Below are 20,088 nucleotides of genomic sequence, written 5' to 3' on the forward strand. Positions count from 1 at the left end.
AAAACTCAAAACTCAACACCCAACATTCAACATTCAACACTCAACACTCAACACTAAACCTTCAAAACTAAAAACTCATAATTCAAAACTCACAATTCAAAATTACCACTCCTTCGAAACCACCATCAAACACGCTTTCTCTGTGTCACTTCGAGTAAAATTATTTGTAATAAAATGAAAAATAATTTTGTATCGAGAAGTCTAAATATCAAATTGAATTATCAATTCACAACTCAACACTCAACACTCAAAATTCAAAACTCACACAAAACAAACAAAGTTCATTTGTTTAGAATTTTGTTAGCTTCTATGTTTCCTATTTTCCAATTCCTTACATTCATTTGAATATTACCAAAAAATCCACTAATTTGGGCTTTACAACAGTATACAAGGCTGTAAAGCACGATCAAGAAAAAAGAAATGACACAAACTACTGCAAATCAAACCCCCGAGCAGAAAGCACGTGATATTATAGATGCAATGTTACACGAAGCGGGCTGGTTAGTACAATCCAAAGAAAACATCAATTTATCCGCAGGTACAGGAATTGCCTTACGAGAAACCAATACCGTTTCAGGTTCGGCAGACTACGTATTGTACATAAACCGAAATCCTGTTGGTGTAATAGAAGCCAAAAAAGAAGAAGAAGGACACCGTTTAACCGCAGCAGAAGACCAATCGATTAGATATGCCAAAGAAGGTATCAAAATAGGTTCTTTTCTTTTAACCAATGAAAAACCCTTTGTATATGAAAGTACGGGTACTATTACCAGGTTTAGAGATATTAGAGACCCAAAACCGAAGGGCAGACGCATCTTTAGCTTTCATAAACCAGAAACCTTAGCGCATTCTTTAAAACAAGGTAGCTCTTTGCGCCAACGTTTACAGGAATTACCAGAGTTATCACCCGAAGGATTGCGAAAAGCACAGGTAACTGCCATACGTAATTTAGAAACCTCCTTTAAAAACAACAAGCAAAAAGCGCTGATACAAATGGCAACAGGTGCAGGTAAAACCTTTACCGCTGCTACCTTTAGCTATCGTTTATTAAAGCATGCCAAAGCCAATCGTATTTTATTTTTGGTAGATACTAAAAACTTAGGAGAACAAGCCGAGCAGGAGTTTTTAAGCTATCAACCTACGGACGACAATCGAAAGTTTACCGAATTATACAACGTACAACGTCTAAACTCCAATTATATAGCACCCAACAGTCATGTATGTATTTCTACCATACAGCGATTATATTCCATATTAAAAGGTGAAGAATTAGACGAAACCAATGAGTTGGCACCTACCGAAGAAAATACATGGATGCAGCAACAACTAAATAAAAAAGAAGCTGTACCAGTTGCTTATACTCCTAACGTACCCATTGAAAGCTTTGATTTTGTAATTATTGACGAGTGCCACCGCTCTATTTATAATCTATGGAAACAAGTGCTCGATTATTTTGATGCTTTTTTAATTGGGTTAACCGCCACACCCGATAACCGAACTTTCGGTTTTTTTGAAGAAAATGTGGTAAGTGAATATACCTTAGAAGAATCGGTAATTGATGGGGTAAATGTAGATTATCAGGTATATACCATTGAAACCGACATTTCTAAAAAAGGAGCGGTTATACAATCAGGTTGGTTTGTAGACCGACGTGATAAATTAACCCGTAAAAATAGATGGCAACAGGAGGATGAAGATACTGATTACAAAAGAAACGATTTAGACAAAAAGGTAGTAAACCCAAGTCAAATCCGTAATATTATCAAAGAATACAAAAAGGTATTACAAACCACTTTATTTCCGAAACGTTTTGATAAAGACGGGATCTATGAAGTACCCAAAACCTTGGTATTTGCCAAAACCGATAGCCATGCCGATGATATTATCAAAATTATTCGTGATGAGTTTAACGAAGGCGACGATTTTTGTAAAAAACTTACGTATAAAAGTAAAGAAGATCCAAAATCGGTATTAAACCGTTTTAGAATTAGGTACGAACCTCGAATCGCTGTTACGGTAGATATGGTGGCTACGGGTACCGATGTAAAAGCCTTAGAAGTACTGCTTTTTATGCGTGATGTAAAAAGTAAAAACTATTTTGAGCAAATGAAAGGGCGTGGTACTCGCACCATTGATAGCGATAGTTTGCAAATGGTTACCAAAGCAGCAAAAAGCAAAACCCACTTTATTATTGTAGATGCCGTGGGAGCCACCAAATCTAAAAAAACCACCAGTCGTTCTTTAGAACGAAAACCAACCATTGGCTTTAAAGCCCTTTTAGATGCCGTTAAAATGGGCGTAACCGATGAAGATTTGTTTTTGTCACTCGCCAACCGACTCTTACGTTTGGAAAAACAAATAAGTACCGCTGAAAAGGAAAAAATTATAAGCCTTACGGGTAAAACCATTCCGTTAATAGCCAAGGAACTATTAACTGCCTACGACCCTGATGTTTTAAACGATGCCACGGAAGCCATCATAACAAAAATTCCAAGGGAAGACCACACTCCTGCCCTATATACCCAAACCCGACAGAAAGTGCAGCAAGAGTTGTTAACAAAAGCAGCAAGCAATTTTACAGGAGAGTTTTGTACCTATATAGAAGAAGTACGCAAACAAAACGAACAAATTATTGACCATATTAATATTGATACGGTAACCAAGAGCGAATGGGACACTACCTCTATAAGCAATGCGAATGAGATAGTTAACGATTTTAAAAGCTATGTAGAAACCCATAAAGACGAAATAACAGCCTTAAATATTTACTATAACCAACCCCATAACCGCAGAAACGTTACTTTTGCCATGCTAAAAGAAGTGTTGGACAAGCTAAAAGCAGACAAGCCTTTGCTGGCGCCACAGCACGTTTGGGATGCCTATACACAGTTGGAAACCGTAAAAGGAGAACAACCTTTAAAAGAATTAACCATTTTAGTGTCTTTACTACGCAGAGTATGCGGTATTGATACCCAATTAAAAGCCTATGACAAGGTGGTGGATGATAATTTTAAAACCTGGATGTTTCAACAAAATGCAGGGCAACACAACCGTTTTACGCCTGAGCAGGTAGACTGGTTACGTCTAATTAAAGAGCATATTAAAAACAGTTACCATATTGAGGTGGATGATTTAGACTATACACCTTTTGATGCCCAAGGCGGCCGTGGCAAAATGCACCAACTTTTTGGCAACCAAATGAATGAAATTATGAACGAACTAAATAATATATTGGCTGCATAATGAAAGAAGATTGGACTGAATCTATTTTAGAAAACTTTATTTCTTATAATGGAGTTTTCTCAGATGGAGATTGGGTAGAAAAGAAAGATCAAGATGTCAATGGAGAAGTTAGGCTAATACAATTAGCTGATATTGGAGATGGAAACTTCAGAGACAAATCGAATAAAAAACTTACTATAGACAGAGCGAGAAAGATGAATTGTCTTTTTCTGAATTATGGAGATATTTTGATTGCAAGAATGCCAGAACCATTAGGTAGGGCTACTATTTTTCCTTTAGATAAAAAAGAATCTTATATAACAGCTGTGGACGTTGCTGTATTAAGACCTAATGCATGTTCAATAAACTCTAAATATTTATTACATTTAATAAATAGTCCTAGTATAAGAAGTGAGATAGACAAACTAAAAAGCGGTACAACGAGAAAAAGAATTTCTAGAAAGAACTTAAATAAAATTCTTTTTCCTTTAGCACCATTACCCGAACAACAAGCCATTGTAAAAAAAATAGAAGGCTTATTGAGCAGTTTAGATCATAGTGTGGAAAGTTTAACCAAAGCCCAAGAGCAATTAAAAATATACCGCCAAGCAGTGCTTAAAAAAGCGTTTGAGGGGGAGTTAACCAAAGAATGGAGGGAGAAAAAAACAGATTTACCTACTGCTGATGAATTGCTAGTACAAATACAAGAAGAACGAGAAAAGCATTACGAAAAACAAATTGACGATTGGAAAAACGCAATTAAAGTTTGGGAAGAAAAAGGGAAAGAGAGTGAAAAACCTAAAAAACCCAGTAAACCAACTAACTTAGATTTCAAAATAAAAATTCTTGATGATATAGCTTCTTTATTTAAAACTCCAAAAAGTTGGAATATACAACATTTAGCATTTATTTCTGATAATAGACCTAACAGCATTGTTGATGGTCCTTTTGGTTCGTCAATCAATGTGGCGGAAGATTATAAAAAGGAAGGGGTACCAGTTATTAGAATGGTAAATATTAGACCTCTTAAGTATATTTCTAAAAATCTTAGATACATAGTTAAAGAAAAGTTTAGGAAATTAATAAGGCATAATATTTTAAGTGGTGATGTCCTAATAGCTAAAGTTGGGGCTACGATAGGTGATTGCTGTATTTATCCAGATAAGGAGCCAGAAGGAATGTTATCTACGACAGGGAGCTGTAGAATTAGATTAGATTCTAATGTATATCTACCAAAAATGCTTCAGTATTATATCTATTTTCAAAAGTATAAACTAAAGAATATCGCTTCTCAAACAGCGCAACCTTTCTTAAACATGAAGGTGTTGAAATCATATCCAATTCCCTTTTTAACTATTAAGGAACAACACCAAATCGTTAAAGAAATAGAAAGCCGTTTATCGGTATGTGATAAATTGGAAGAAAGCATTGTTACCAGTTTACAAAAAGCCAAGGCATTACGCCAAAGTATTTTAAAAAAAGCCTTTGAGGGTACTTTGTTAACACCGCAAGAAATAGCAGCCTGTAAAGCAGACCCCAACTATGAGCCTGCCAGCGTGTTGTTGGAAAAAATTAAGGCAGAAAAAGCAGCAAAAGAAGCTCCCAAAAAAACAACCGTAAAAAAGAAACCCAAAAAAAGAGTAGCAAAACATTAAACAACTATGAATAGAAAAACAATATATAAGCTGAGGTCATAAACAGATAATCCAAAAATAACACCGCAAGAGCCGTTAAAATTAAAAGCTGTTTGAGCTAAAGCGAGTTCTTTTAATTTAGGTTCGAGGATAATTATTTTTGAGAGAAGTGTGGTTAAGACTAGATTTTTTGTTTCTTTTTCATCAATGGAAAAAGAAAATAACATAAATAAAAGTTGATAACAACGATGTTACAAAGAGAAATAAAGACAAATAAAATAATCTCTTCATCAATACAAAGATTGCTTCGTACCTCGCAATGACGGTGACGAATGTCAGTTCGAGTGATTTTACGAAGAGAAACGGAGTAAAATGGTATCGAGAACTAGTTATAAGTTACCAATACTTTTTGATAACTCTTATGAGAGCAACGGAAGTACAAAGCTACGCTCAGCTTTACAAAATATAATTTACTAGAAGTGATGGAATAAAATATAACCAACAATAAAAGAAAAAACCATACAATGAAACTAGATACTATTACAAAAGAACATATTCTTAAAGCCGCCAACGAAATTGATCATGTAGGAATTGATAAAAATTCTCTTAATAATAAATATTGGGTTGTTGTAGAAAAAAAAGAATATCCTTTTAAGTATCTACTAAATTATGCTTATAAATTAGCAAATAATACAGACGAGAATTTAAACTTTAAATCAACAGAACATTACCGCAATTATGTAAAAAGTATGGGCTTTGAGATTAAGTTTTACCCTCAAAACATTAACTTCTTAAAAAAACATGAAATAGAGCATTATAAGGAAATTGCTGGTAAAAAATACAGAAAGGCAAATGATAAAGATGTTCGATATAGTCAGCTAATTGCTCCCAATGTAAAAAAGCTAAATTTCTTAGCAGAAAATACTGTAATTGAAAATTTTTATGCCAAACCAGACAATCACTGGCAATGGTCTGGTACTTTTAAAACCTATTTATGGATACGGATTTATAGAGAAGGCGATAGTGAAAAAGTATATTTTGTATTAGGTATTAACAGACATGGAAATCTCTATTTAGATTTGAATTGCCAACGCTCAAATCATTCAGGCGGAAAAACAAAAGCGCTTTCTGAAGAAACTATTGATTTGTTTGACAACTATTTAAAGGAAGCCGACTATTACGGCATGGAAATTAAGTTTGATGATATTGAAAATTATAGTTGGGAGGGTTTAATTCAGCGCACACAAAATTATATATACAAATATGCCTCGCTATACGACAAATTGGAGTTGTTAACTAAAACAGGCATCGTTCCAGAGCAAATCGCTACTTTAACAGAAAGTGATATACCCGAAAAAACCAAATCTTATGTTAAAGAAAAGGGAAGTTTCAAAGGAAAAAAAATTGATTGGAGCAAAAAACAATTAACATCAAGTAAATTAGGATTATTGGGTGAAGAACTTGTAATAAGCGCAGAAAAAGAAAAGTTGGAAAAACTTGGCTTTTATGAAGAAATGGAAAAAGTTGAAAAAAAACTAGATGGTGAAGGCTATGATATTTTAAGCTTTGATGAAAACAAAAACGAGCTATACATTGAGGTTAAAACAACCAAAGGAAGCAAAGATGAACCCTTTTACATTTCAGCCAATGAAAAGGCCTTTTGCGAAGTAAATAAATCTAATTACCGCATTTATCGTCTTTATAATTATAACTATCATCGAAAATCAGCAAACTATTATATCATTCAAGGGACAGACCTCTCAAAATTTGATGTAACCCCAATTAATTTTGAAGTTTCAAAAAAATAACAAAATTTAATGGAAAGCAAAAGTGTGATACATAACGGATTCAAATTGAAATCTCTTGTAATTAAAGGGCATCCGGTTTTAGGAAACAATACTTTTAATTTTTTAGATGAAAATGACACATCTGAGTCCATTTATTTCAGTGTGTTAATAGGTCCAAATGGTACAGGTAAAAGCGAATTGTTTCGTTGTTTATTAGAATTGTTCAGAGGAGTCTATCAAATGAACGATCGAGGATTTGATGTTCAATATTTTTTTCAAATTGAGTACTACTGTAAAGGGAATTTAATTAGATTTGGAAACCTACGTGATAAATATAATTTTGTTACATCAACGACGAAAAAGCCGTATGAACGATACCCTAAACCTTGGTTATCTTTATGGAATGATAAAGAGGAAAAATATAATAAACTTGAAACGAATAATTCAATTGTTTCGCTACCCTCAAGTATTATTGCAATTTCATTAATGCTTACAGATAAGTATATTGTTCCTAGAAACGACAAGGAAAAGGAAGCCTTTCCTATTTATAAATACTTAGGAGTTAGAAACAGACCTCAACAGGCAAGTACGAGAGGCTATGTTCGAAGAACCGTTGAGTTTATTGTTGAACAAATTAATTCGGATGTATTCAAAGAAGGAATTGATAATTTGTCGAAGTTTTTAGGTTACGATGGAGGTATTTTAGTGCAATATAAAACCGCATATACTCCTAAGTTTTTTAAAGGAATTACTACTGTTGATCTATTAGATTCTTTTTTTAGGGAAATAGATGAACGGTATAAAAGTTTAGGCACCCAGCCCCCTTTTAAACTAAATCATTATAAATCAATTAAAAAACAATCGGGTCAGATTGAAAAAATTGTTGATTTTATGAATTATCTCTATACTAAAGAAAGGCTTTCAAAAGCAGTGAAAGGTTCTTCTTCTCGCTATATTCAATATCGTATTGATGATAATAAAGATCATTCCTTTTTAAAAGAAGAATATGCTTTAATAGACGAACTACGAAAATTGGGTTTTGTAAGCGCACCGGATATTAAATTAATAAAAGAAGAACAAGAATTAGGAGTACAGGAAACAAGTTCTGGAGAATTTCACTTCTTTTCTACCATGGTAGGCTTAATGACCACAGTTAAACCTAACAGTTTAATATTTATTGATGAGCCTGAAATTAGTTTGCATCCAAATTGGCAAATGAGATATTTAGAGTTCATCCGACAATTATTTTCGGAAGAAAAATATAATACCTGTCATATCATAATTGCGACACATTCACATTTTCTTATTTCTGATTTACAGGGAGAGTCTGCCAAAATTATTGGTTTAAAAAAAGAAGAAAATCAAATTCAAACAATTGATATAAATACAAATACTTATGGATGGTCGGCCGAAGATGTATTGTATAATATATTTGAGGTTAGCTCAACAAGAAACTTCTATGTAGCCGAGGAAATTGGAAATCTATTGAAGGAAATTTCAAAAAAAGATATAGATAAGGAACAAATTTCAAATGAAGTTGAGAAGTTAAGTTATCTGAAGACAACCTTAAAAGATAATGATCCGTTAAAATCTCTTATTAAAAATATTGAAAAAGAGTTTACAAATGACTAGATTATTAATTGAAAGAGAAGCTTGGATAATAAATGAAAAGTATGCTTTATCGCAAGAAGATCTTGATATATTACAAGAACATCCTGTTAAGGTGGCTAAAGATTGGAGTAAAAAAGAGTATAAACCGATCCGAGACCGAATAAGAGCACATTATTTTAGCATTCAAAATAAAACTTGTAGTTACTGTCGACTCCCTATTAATGAAGGAACAGATAATGTAGAGGTAGAGCATATAATTGATAAAAACAGGAGACTTGATTTTATTTTCGAGACACTTAACTTGGTTGTATCTTGTCATAAATGTAATTTTAGCAAAAGTAAAAAAGAAGTAATGAGCGTTTGCCCTCCAGAGAATACTTACCCAATTAATGGCACAACGTTCAATATAATACATGGTCACTATGATAATTATTTTGACCATCTTGAATTTCTTGCAAATAGTTCTTACCATGCTTTAACAGATAAAGGTGAATTTACAATAGATAAATGTAAGTTAGACAGGGTTGGACTGGCAGAACAAAGAGAAAGAATTTCTATGTACGAAAACGATTCAATAATTAGTGATGTATTAGAAATTAAGAATTCTGTAAACCCAAATGAAAAAATAGAAGCCCTTATAGAAAAACTAAAACAAATTAGACAATAAAAAATGACAGACGCAACAATCATATCAAAAATTTGGAACCTAGCTGGCGTATTACGTGATGATGGTGTAAGCTATGGCGACTATTTAGAACAAATTACCTACCTGCTATTTTTAAAAATGGCAGACGAATTAAACAAGCCTCCCTACAACAAAGGCTTGCATTTTCCGAAGCTAAAAGATGTAGATGGCAACGAAATTAAAGATGCTGAGGTTTGTAACTGGGAAAATCTTGCCGACAAACGCGGTGCCGAATTAGAATCTTTTTACAGTCAGCTACTACGTACCTTGGCTAGTGAAAAAGGAATTTTGGGGCAAATATTTACCAAAAGTCAAAATAAAATACAAGACCCTGCCAAGCTTTCCAGAGTTATTGACATGATAAACCGTGAAGATTGGAATTTAATGGGGGCTGATATAAAAGGAAAAATATATGAAGGCTTACTGCAAAAAAATGCGGAAGATACCAAAAGTGGTGCTGGGCAATATTTTACCCCAAGAGCCTTAATTAAAACCATGGTAGCCTGCGTACAACCCAAGCCAGAAAAAACCATTGCAGACCCATCATGTGGTACAGGAGGTTTCTTTTTGGCAGCCTATGATTATATTGTAGAAAAGCACGATTTAAACCGTGAGCAAAAAGCCTTTTTAAAAAACCAAACTTTTTATGGTAATGAAATAGTAGCCAATACCCGCCGCATGTGTTTAATGAATATGTATTTGCACAATATTGGTGAAATAGATGGCGAATCTACCATTAGCCCGAACGACTCGTTAATTACCGATGACGGAAAACGTTTTGACTATATACTTGCAAATCCGCCATTTGGTAAAAAAAGTAGCATGACCATTACCAACGAAGACGGCGATACTGAAAAGGAAGATTTAAGTTATAACCGTCAGGATTTTTGGGAAACCACCTCTAACAAGCAACTAAATTTTTTACAACACATAAAAACCCAGTTAAAAGCCACAGGAGAAGCAGCAGTAGTGTTACCCGATAATGTGTTGTTTGAAGGTGGTGCAGGTGAAGTAATAAGAAAACAACTACTTAAAACTACCGAGTTACATACAGTTTTAAGACTTCCTACAGGTATTTTTTATGCCCACGGGGTAAAAGCGAATGTATTGTTTTTTAACAACAAACCTGGTAGCAAAGAACATCAAACAAAACATATTTGGTTTTATGATTACCGTACCAACATACATCATACCCTAAAGAAAAAACCAATGACCGAAGCCAATTTGGCTGATTTTGTTGCGTGCTATAACCCTGAAAATATTTATAAGCGAAAAGAAACTTGGAGCGAAGAAAATCAAGAAGGGCGTTGGCGAAAATATACCTACGAGGATATTATTGAGAGAGATAAAACAAGCTTAGATATTTTTTGGATAAAAGACAAAAGTTTAACCGATTTAGATAATTTACCCGACCCTGATATATTAGCAGGTGAAATTATTGAAAATATAGAAGCCGGCTTGGCAGGTTTTAAAGAAATTATGGAAACCTTAAACGAAGAATAAACAGGCTTTATAAAACAAATGAAACTATACCAAAACTCCACTTCACTAAAAACACTCAAGGAGCAGCCATTTAAACTTGAAAAAGAAATACAAACCTTTTTTGAAGAAAATATGGAACAGTTACTTGAAGTAACGATGGTAAAGTCGGAGTTTACAATAAAAAACAAACGTATTGATACTCTGGCTTTTGATGAACAAAGCAAGGCATTTATCATTATCGAATACAAAAAAGAGAAAAACTATAGCGTGGTCGATCAAGGGTTTACCTATTTAAGTTTGATGTTAGAAAACAAAGCGGATTTTATTTTAACCTACAACGAAACCTTAGGTAAAACCCTACATAGTAAATCGGTAGATTGGTCTCAAACACGTGTGGTTTTTGTATCACCTCACTTTACTGAAAATCAAAAGCAAGCAACCAATTTCAAAGACATTGCCATTGAATTATACGAAGTAAAAAGATACGAAGGCAACATAATAGGCATCAACCCAATTAAAAAAACAGCTTCGGCAACCAGTATAAAACCCCTAACAGAGAAAAACCAAGAACTTCAAAAAATAAGTAGAGAAATAAAAGTATATACAGAAGAATTTCACTTAGAAAGATATACTGAAGCAACCAAAGAACTTTACGAAGCGTACAAACAGGCAATTTTAAACCTATCCGATTCCATAGAAACTATTCCAAAAAAGCAATACATCGCATTTAAGAAAGGAAAAAACATAGTGGATATCGTTACCATGAAATCAGGTTTAAAACTCTTTATAAACCTCTCAAAAGGCACTTTAAACGATACCCGTAACATTACCCGTGATGTTTCCAATATCGGACATTGGGGAAATGGCGATTACGAAATAGTAGTGAAAGACACCAAAGACCTTGAATACATAATGTTTTTAGTAAAGCAAGCCATTATATAAAATACCAAGAGGGTTCATCCCTTAGCTAAAAGCCCAAAGTCGAAAGCCAAAAGTTTAAAGTCAAAAGCAAACAATTCAACACTAAAAATTTAAAACTCAAAATTTAACCTTCAACATTCAAAACTCACAATTCAAAATTAAAAATTACCACTCCTTCGAAACCGTCATAAAACACTCATTATCTATGTCACTTCGAGTAAAATTATTTGCAATACAATGGAAAATAATTTTGTATCGAGAAGTCTCTACATTCACCAAAAATTGTTCTCGATACAATTTTTATTTCGTTTACACTTTATAAAAATTACTCGAACTGACAGGTAGCGAACAATCAAGAGAGGCAAAACTAAACACTCAACCCTTAAAATTTAAAACTCACAATTTAACATTCGACATTTAACTACTTAAAAAACTGTCGAAACCAAGAAATAGAGAACGAAGAAATGGAATTGCGATGCGCAGCATAACGCATGAAATTTCGAAAGAGAACGATGCGCAGCAATTTCCTAGGTTAGACTTGATTTTTTGCTTCATTTTGTATCAAGACAAAAGAAGAGGAGCAGTAATCTTTTACCTAGCTAAGTTCATGTTTAGAATAAACAATGGATTTCAGTCATTAACATTCCTTTGAAAAAACCGTAAACATCCTTTATCTATGTCACTTCGAGTGAAATTATTTGTAATGCAATGGAAAATAATTTTGTATCGAGAAGTCCCTGCATTCAACAAAAATAGTTCTCGATACAATTTTTATTTCGTTGCCACTCTATAAAAATTACTCGAACTGACAGGTAGCGAACAATCAAGAGAGGCAAAACTAAACACTCAACCCTTAAAATTTAAAACTCACAATTTAACATTCGACATTTAACTACTTAAAAAACTGTCGAAACCAAGAAATAGAGAACGAAGAAATGGAATTGCGATGCGCAGCATAACGCATGAAATTTCGAAAGAGAACGATGCGCAGCAATTTCCTAGGTTAGACTTGATTTTTTGCTTCATTTTGTATCAAGACAAAAGAAGATAAGTATCAATTTATAATTCAAAATTCATAATTACCACTCCCTCGAAACCGTCATAAAACACGCATTGTCTATGTCACTTCGAGTGAAATTATTTTCCATTGCATTACAAATAATTTTGTATCGAGAAGTCCCTAAATGAAAAGCTAATAGCAACTCATAATTCAAAACTCAACACATACAATTCAATAAAAATCAAATAACAAAGCAACAGGAAAGTATAACAAGCATTTAGGATGGTTTAACAAGTAATCAGAAAAGCTTCACAAGGCAGGAGAATCTCATAACAAGGTCTAAGGAAAGCTTAACAAGACATAAGCAACGTTATACATAACAACAGAATACCATAACACGATCAAAGGATTGATTAACAAGAGTATATAAAAGTTAAAAACGCGTTAAAAACTATTTTTCACAACCTAATCATTTGATTACTAGCCAAATATTTTATATATTTATTCTCAATTGGTATAAAAGAAGCTATTCAAAGAATTGAGAAAGAAGTTATACCAAATTAATTTTAAAATGACACAAAAAATGCGACCTTGCTTTTTTCTTTTTCAAAGCTGTAAAACCTTTACATAGCAATAGCTATGGAATTGTTTTGCAATGTAGAAAAAGAGAAAATGAACAAGTATTTATGTAGCATTTTGACGTTTATTTGGTATTAAATTGCTAAACGATAATCCGTAATTCATAATAACTCTATCTGTCAATCTGAACTTATTTTAGTCTCATATTATAAACACTTGTTTTATAGTGTAATGGGATTCCAGAATAAAATCAAAATGACAGAAATATCATGGTTCTAAACAATAACGGACAATCAAAACTCAAAATTTAAAACTTAACACTCAAAACTTAAAAAAGAACTTCTGAGTACCTAAAAAAATTGTTTAATTATAAAACCAAATTGTTATGTCATCAACATCACAAAAATCATTTTCAAGCCGATTAGGGAATGCTAAAAAGTTAAAAACCATTGTAAGCAACTTTGCCACCTATCAACCACCAATTACTGAAGCCTCGGTAGGAAACTTAAACGAAACCATTACACAAATTGAAGTTTTGCAAACCGATTACAACAATGCCAAAGCAGATTACACTGTTAAAACCGACGAACGAAGAAAGGTATTCACAGAAAATGCAAACTCAATTGATAAGCAATTGGCACCAATCAGAGCCTTTGTGGAAGCCTTAAAAGGAAAAGACAGCACAGAACTATCACAAGTAAGCTCTTTAATAAAGAAAATTCGTGGACAAGCCTCAAAAAAAGTAAGTACAACGGATGAAGAAAACGAAGAAAAAACCATCAGTCAAGTTGAAAGAACCTATGCAAGTAGAGTAGCTAATTTTAGAAACATTATTGATATACTCACCACACTAGGACCAAGTTATATTCCAGCAAATACCGAGTTAACATTACCATCTCTACTTGCTTTAGCCGAAGAAGCAGAAGCAAGTACAGAAGCCGTTGATTTAGCACTCGCAACCTTAAAACCAATTATAGAACAACGAAGAACATACTTTGAAGACCTGAGTAAGCAAATACAAAGCATTAAGAACTTTGTAAAAGCCCAATACGGACAAAGCTCTAACGAATACAAACAAATAAAAGGACTCTCCATATAGTTCAAAACTAAAGAAATAATGAGCTGTCGCCCCACGAATGAACTACCCCGATGCAAGCATACGGGGTATCTGTTGAATTCATAATTTTATATTTCGAGGCAAGCCTCGGGGAATTAAACCCTTGGCTATCGCCCTGCGATTAAGAACCTCATCATCTTTCAAAGACTGTGAGGTTTTTTTTATGAAATTAAGAAACTGTCTAAACCAAGAGATGGAATTGTAATGCGCGGCATAAGAAACTCAAAAGTCCAAAGTCGAAAGCAAAAAGCTAACAATTCAAAATTCAAAACTCAAAATTCAAAACTCAAAACTCAACACTCAACACTAAACACTAAACCCTCAAAATTCAACACTCAACACTCAACACTCAACACTCAAAACTCATATTTTTTAATTGTACTCACCTATTTGAACAATTTTACCGCTATGATTCATACGCACCTTAACAACATTTTTTAGCCCAAGTAGTCCCACTCTTTTCCAAGTAATTCCTTTTGTTTTTGGATTATCATCAACTGTTGCTTCTATATGATGTCTAAAAAAATAGTCTTTTGTTCTTATTTTTTGAACTCTATAAAGATATTTCCCTATTGTTTTAGCGTTTTCCTCATCGAGTAAATCTATTTCCTTCGGATTAAAATTTTCATCCGAAAAAACGAACATTTCATTTTGTTTCAATGAAAATAAAAATTTCCACCCAAGGTTCTGATTGAACTTTTTATCTACCACTGATAGACCTTTATTAGCTCTATGAACTGCTTCATAAAAAGAAATTACCTTCTCTTCCAAATTTCCTTCTTTATCGGCATATATAGCAATATGATGATTATTCCCAGTACTGATGAAATCAGCAGGAATTTGATTTCCATCTTCATTCAAAATAGCTCTTCCTAAATGATCTTTTTTGCAATGTAAAGGTTCCGCATTGGTAACACCAGTTATTGTAACTCTTTTAATACTTATGCCCCTTTCTTGATCTAACCAAATTGGATATTCTTCAAGATTTGAAAAAGCTTCTTTTGCATTATTTTTATAGGCTTCCAATCGCTCCAGTAACAACGCACGTATTTTTAAATCTACTACTTTGTTAATACATTTTTGATTTCTGAAGTTCTCCGGAGTTATCTCCTTCCTAATGGTATATAAATGTTCGTAACAATAAACTTCTTTTAAAGGTTTCTTTTTATAAAGAATAGGTGTTGACCTGAGTGTTTTAGCCGCAAACGCAATTGACGGATTGTTTTTATACTTTGACAAATGACAATGAACTGCTTCTTTTTGTTCTTCATTGATTATTAACTCTGTTTGTTCAACTTTAAAGTTTTTTGAAATTTTTGTAGGGCTTTGTTCAACTTTCTTTACATATCCGTATACCGTTTCTTTATGCAATTGTCCTCTTGGAGTAAGTTGTTGTTTTTTTAGTACACCGCTTCCTGTTTTTACTTCATTTATATTTTTTGTAACGACCTTATTTTTATTCTTAAAAGACACTAATACATCTTCAATACATTTTTTAGTTGTACTTCTAAAATTTGGTAGTGGCGGTATAAATAAACTTTTCCCTTTAAGTTCTTCCTCTATTTCCCTGAACATATCCGACTCTTTACCTTCTGAGTTCAAACGAAGGTTTAAACTATTTATATAATGAATATGATTTTCAGTTGTAAACGCTACCGTTAGGGCATCTAAAGCTAAATGACGATGATCGTTTCTTCGATTCCAGTCCTTAATAACTTCCACTTTAATTAATTCTTCCTTCCCTTTATCTAATCTCTCCTCAAAACTCGTTAATTCTAAATCTCGATATTTAGAAATGTTAAGATCTTTTATAACATTAACTAAATCCCAATCTCTCTTAAGTTTATCCGTTATTCTACTTCCTGTTGGCACTACATTTTCAATAGCTGCCTCAAGAATATTTATAGCTTTCTTTGTTATATATTGACTCGTGCGTACATCCTTTTCAATAAAGTTCTCAGGTAAATTATGTTGGCTTAATAATAATTTATTGCGTTTTGCCTTTGAAATTCCTGATACTCCTTTTGAATCGTATAAATTATCAACTCTCTTTTCATAGGTATCTAACTTACTCTTATAATCATGCGAGACAAAATCAAAAGCAGTCCTATTTGCTTTTTTGAAATTTAATTCACGATATGTTATTGTTTTGTTCGAATAAGAATCATCAAATAACGCCGACTTAGGTATTATATGTTCAATATTAATTTTTGAAGTAAACAAATCTTCATAATCGATTTTTCTGTTAGTAAAAACCTCTCTATAGCCGTTTGGCTCTAATTCCTGATACAATTTAAAACGTATAACATCTCCTCTTGTTGGATCTGGTATTCCAAAATCTCGTCTTATGATACTTTTAATTTTTTGATTCCTTTTGGTGGCCTCTGTAATATTTTTAACTAATAATGCTCTTTCTTTAGCATTCTTTTTTAATTCTCTGGAAAGCTCTATACGTAACTCATTAGGTTTTCCGTATTCAATGATTATCTGATTTACCAAATTAATCATCTGATTCAATATCTTATTAACTACAGGATTTCGTAATTCGTTTTTAGGCAATGGCTCTAATTTGTCGACCAATACTCTATCCTCCTTCTTTTCGGTTGGTGAATTGTCAGAATTATGATATCCAGCTAAAACACAAGCTTTAGAATAACCATATCCATCTTGTAAGTAAGGAATAATTTTTCTGATAGCTTTACTGGATAAATTGCCATATTCTAAAGGAAATGAAATGTTTGCTATCATTTTTGCCTGCTCAATAGCAAACCCAAACTTTTGAATAAGTTTCTTTTTTAAACCAACCGAAGTGTTTCCGTAAACCTCTGTATCCTCAACACTTATATTAGAATCTTCTTCTGTTGCATATAATAAATGCCAAAGATGATACCCCGATTGCTTATCAAATTCACTTCCTTCATAATTAGCATTAAAATCAAGAATGTCTGTCACAATTCCTAAAGCTCTGAAAACAGTAGTAGCCTCTTCTTTAATTTCAAAAACACTTTTCTTCTCCCATTCACATAAATATCCTTCGTTTTCAAGAATATTTCGGTATACAGCAAAAAGTGCTTGATTCGTAGTATTCCCTTCAATAATATCGTAGTTACATTTCCAATTTCCGAGCTTCCCCATTTGAAAATATTTGCCAACTATTTTTAATAAGGCATATGGTTTTAAATCTCCTCTTATATTCAACGTTTGAAAAAGATGATTTCTCACCTCTTTATCTAATTCTTTACAAATTAGTTTTTCTTTTGATTCAATATTTTCGAACTCAAGGTTATTTATGTTTTGCCATATTTTGAATTCTTGAAAAAGTGGTGATGATTTCGCGATCACTTTTCTCCCAATAATCCTCTTTTTTATCTTCCCCAAAACTTTGTTAACATAATTTTGCTCACGACTTTCAAATGGACAAAAACTCAATAATCCTTTTTGAGACTTGAGTCTTCGCTGATAAAATATGATAACATCTCGTAATACTTCCTTTAAATTATTTGTTAATTCGGGATGAAAAGCTGATTGAGTTCTCCAGATTTGTTCGAATTCATCTAAATAATCACTTCTATAAAAAACTTGATTTTTTATAGAAGTATGTCTATTATTTTTTATTTGTTGATAGAGGTTTTCACCTACCGTTTGATTATTAAAATAAAGTCTCTTACTTCTGTCAGAAATGGCTCCTAGATATCTACTAGATTTAACAATGTCACCATTAATTTCTTGGAAAACTATAGCAAGTTGTTCTAAATTTAGCTTTCTTGATAAAGCTCTTACTCGAAGTTTATATAATTTCTTTTTAAGCTCAACACCTCTTACTTTAATTTTTAATCCTTTAATATCAAAAGGCTTTTGACAAATAGTCCAAGTTTGATTTTTACTCTTGCCCTGTAAATCAGCATATAAATCATCTTTTAAGAGTTCAGAATGAAATTGTTTTTGAAATTCCCATATCGAATTAAACTCTTGAAACAAATCCGAGCGGTAAAAATCAGGAATCATTTTTTTTCCTGCGTTCAATAATTGTAAACTATACTCACCAGGAGTTAGTTTCATTTCTTGAAGTTCTTTTGCCACATTTATAGTATCAATTGCGTTTCCTTCTTCTTCCTTTTTTATTTTCCTACTACTTTTATATCCTCTTTTTTTATTTATATTTAATAATACACGAGCCAATTCTTCTAAAGAAATTTTTTTTCTTGCTGCCTTCGCTCGCAATGCCAAAGTTTGATGAGTTGTACTTTTACCATGTTCAGTGAGAACGGTTTCTTTTGAAATAATTTTGTTCTTTAACAAAATATCTATGAGCGCTTTCCTTCGCAATGCAAAACGTTGTAAATTTCTTCTTGAGCTGCGTTTTTGTATTCTGTCCGCATTGGTTTTTTGCGGCTTGCCTTTTTCGAAGTTTATTTTCTCATCAACAGTCAGAGGGTTAACACGTACCCCCAATTTTATAATTTCTGAAGAATCTCTTTCGCATTCTTTCACCAGAGCCCAGCCAATGGAATTAGTCCCAAGGCTTATACCCAACACTTTTTTGCTCATGTTTCTTTTTAAAGTTTTTCATATGTTTTTCATTCTCCTACAAAGGAAGCGAAAACAAGTCTCTACCCATTGTTGAACAATTACGTTGGTTTTCTAAGAAATAGTTTTTAATCACATGAATTTTCTCAACCTCAACGTAAGACAAAATTATTTTAGATTGAAGCAAATAAAACAAGGTAAAAGTCCTTTAGCAGAGGCATAAAAGTAGTGAAATAGTAATGAGAGGTTTACACCAAAAATGTTAAGCTTTTCAAAAAAATAAGTATATTAGCTGTTATACAATTTGATAATCAATTCACAATAAGGATTATTCCGTTGTGAAAACACTCAAGGCGGCAGTATTGTCGCCTTTTTTATTTTTATCTTTATTCTCTAATAATTTCTATTGTTGCTGCCTGCGCCTTTATAATTTCCTTAAAAAACTCTTTTAAGTTAAAATACTCTAAACTATTAAACACACTTCTATCAACACTGAATTTAAAGAAAAGCAAATACTCTTGATTTTTGACATGATTATTAACTAGCAACCTACCTCCATTATTTGGCAATGACAGTGCCTTATTTTCTAATAGTTTTTTCACAGTATAGCCCTCGGGAAGTTTAATAGACAATATGTAGGTGAAATTCTTTGGATAACCAAAATCAACTGGATAATCACGTTTGTTCAGTTTAAACGGGTTTTCTTTTATCTTAGAAATTAAAATTGGTGATATTATGTATCCACCATTTTTTAATTCTGTTTCTAATGAAAATTGATAGGTCTCGGTTAACGATTTTTCAAAATCCGTTTTATTATCAATATTAAAATCTTCTATTTCTAAATACGGATATTTTGATTCAAAGCTTTCTAAAATTTCTTCTTTATTTTTTGAGACCAACTCTCTTCTTCTATCCAACGCTTTATATCCAGTTTTAACAATTTTCATGCTTCCGATAGCCTCTTCTTCTAAAAGATCTAGTTTTACCCTAATACTTTCGGTTACCTTTGTTTTCATAGCTATCGGTTCCCAGAAACTACCTTTCTCAAAATCTAATACTCTTCCATCACCATTTACCGCTTCAAATCGAACCAACCCAAAGGGCAAAAACTTATCCGTTGCATCTAGGTAATACACTTTTTCATTTAAAATTATTTTAACAAAAAGGTAATTGAATTCATTTATTACAGGGTGCACCTTGATGGGTAAAGCTCTATTTCTAGTTTTAGACAAGACCAAATACGACTCAATTTTTAATGCCTGTAAGGCATTGTATAACGACAGGTTTATATCAAATATATTTCCTGTTCCTTGCTCAAACGCTTTTTTAACATTAACCTTTCTTGATGGCCAATACTTCTCATTCCAATTGAAATGATTTTGTATAAATCCAAAAGCTATCTTTGCTTTTTCTAAGTCAGAAGATGTAGTAAAACAATTCTCTGGTAACTTTCTTTTGAAATATCCTTTTTTGGTCACTTGCTTATCTAAAAAATTATTTTTCAACTCTTTACCAGCATCTTT

The 20,088-nt window shown here is 32.6% G+C and carries 10 protein-coding genes; 8 read left to right on the forward strand and 2 right to left on the reverse strand.

Going from position 1 to position 20,088, the window contains the following annotated elements; genetic code table 11:
• Positions 1 to 420 precede the first annotated feature (420 nt).
• The 8 genes from BLW23_RS12615 to BLW23_RS12655 all read left to right on the forward strand — a co-directional run bounded on the left by BLW23_RS12615 (position 421) and on the right by BLW23_RS12655 (position 14,020).
• Complete coding sequence (locus BLW23_RS12615) at positions 421 to 3,243, forward strand: type I restriction endonuclease subunit R (RefSeq protein WP_093670375.1); 2,823 nt, start codon at positions 421 to 423, stop codon at positions 3,241 to 3,243.
• Entirely contained in the window at positions 3,243 to 4,877 is a 1,635-nt protein-coding gene (locus BLW23_RS12620) for a restriction endonuclease subunit S (protein ID WP_093670377.1), read from the forward strand. The genes BLW23_RS12615 and BLW23_RS12620 overlap by 1 nt, the downstream gene beginning before the upstream one ends.
• Before the next feature lie 503 nt (positions 4,878 to 5,380).
• Positions 5,381 to 6,664, forward strand: a complete 1,284-nt coding sequence (locus BLW23_RS12630) for a protein NO VEIN domain-containing protein (protein WP_093670381.1) — start codon at positions 5,381 to 5,383, stop codon at positions 6,662 to 6,664.
• Positions 6,665 to 6,673: 9 nt separating this feature from the next.
• Positions 6,674 to 8,275, forward strand: coding sequence for an AAA family ATPase (locus BLW23_RS12635; RefSeq protein ID WP_093670383.1), 1,602 nt, complete (start codon positions 6,674 to 6,676; stop codon positions 8,273 to 8,275).
• Positions 8,268 to 8,921 (forward strand): HNH endonuclease, encoded by a 654-nt coding sequence (locus BLW23_RS12640; RefSeq protein WP_093670385.1) that lies wholly within the window; start codon positions 8,268 to 8,270, stop codon positions 8,919 to 8,921. The genes BLW23_RS12635 and BLW23_RS12640 overlap by 8 nt, the downstream gene beginning before the upstream one ends.
• A gap of 3 nt (positions 8,922 to 8,924) precedes the next feature.
• Positions 8,925 to 10,442, forward strand: coding sequence for a class I SAM-dependent DNA methyltransferase (locus tag BLW23_RS12645; protein ID WP_093670387.1), 1,518 nt, complete (start codon positions 8,925 to 8,927; stop codon positions 10,440 to 10,442).
• An 18-nt stretch (positions 10,443 to 10,460) separates the two neighbouring features.
• The gene (locus BLW23_RS12650) at positions 10,461 to 11,363 is read left to right on the forward strand and encodes a DUF5655 domain-containing protein (RefSeq protein ID WP_093670389.1); all 903 of its coding nucleotides are present in this window, start codon (positions 10,461 to 10,463) and stop codon (positions 11,361 to 11,363) included.
• 1,943 nt (positions 11,364 to 13,306) lie between these two features.
• A complete protein-coding gene (locus BLW23_RS12655; RefSeq protein ID WP_093670391.1) occupies positions 13,307 to 14,020 on the forward strand; it encodes a hypothetical protein in 714 nt (237 codons plus the stop codon).
• Positions 14,021 to 14,410: 390 nt separating this feature from the next.
• Here the strand turns inward: BLW23_RS12655 and cas9 are convergent, their stop codons facing one another.
• Positions 14,411 to 18,586, reverse strand: a complete 4,176-nt coding sequence (gene cas9 / locus BLW23_RS12660; protein WP_093670393.1) for a type II CRISPR RNA-guided endonuclease Cas9 — start codon at positions 18,584 to 18,586, stop codon at positions 14,411 to 14,413.
• 365 nt (positions 18,587 to 18,951) lie between these two features.
• Entirely contained in the window at positions 18,952 to 20,070 is a 1,119-nt protein-coding gene (locus BLW23_RS12665; protein ID WP_093670395.1) for a hypothetical protein, read from the reverse strand.
• Positions 20,071 to 20,088: the final 18 nt, after the last annotated feature.

The organism is Tenacibaculum sp. MAR_2009_124, from assembly GCF_900105455.1.
Taxonomy (GTDB): domain Bacteria; phylum Bacteroidota; class Bacteroidia; order Flavobacteriales; family Flavobacteriaceae; genus Polaribacter.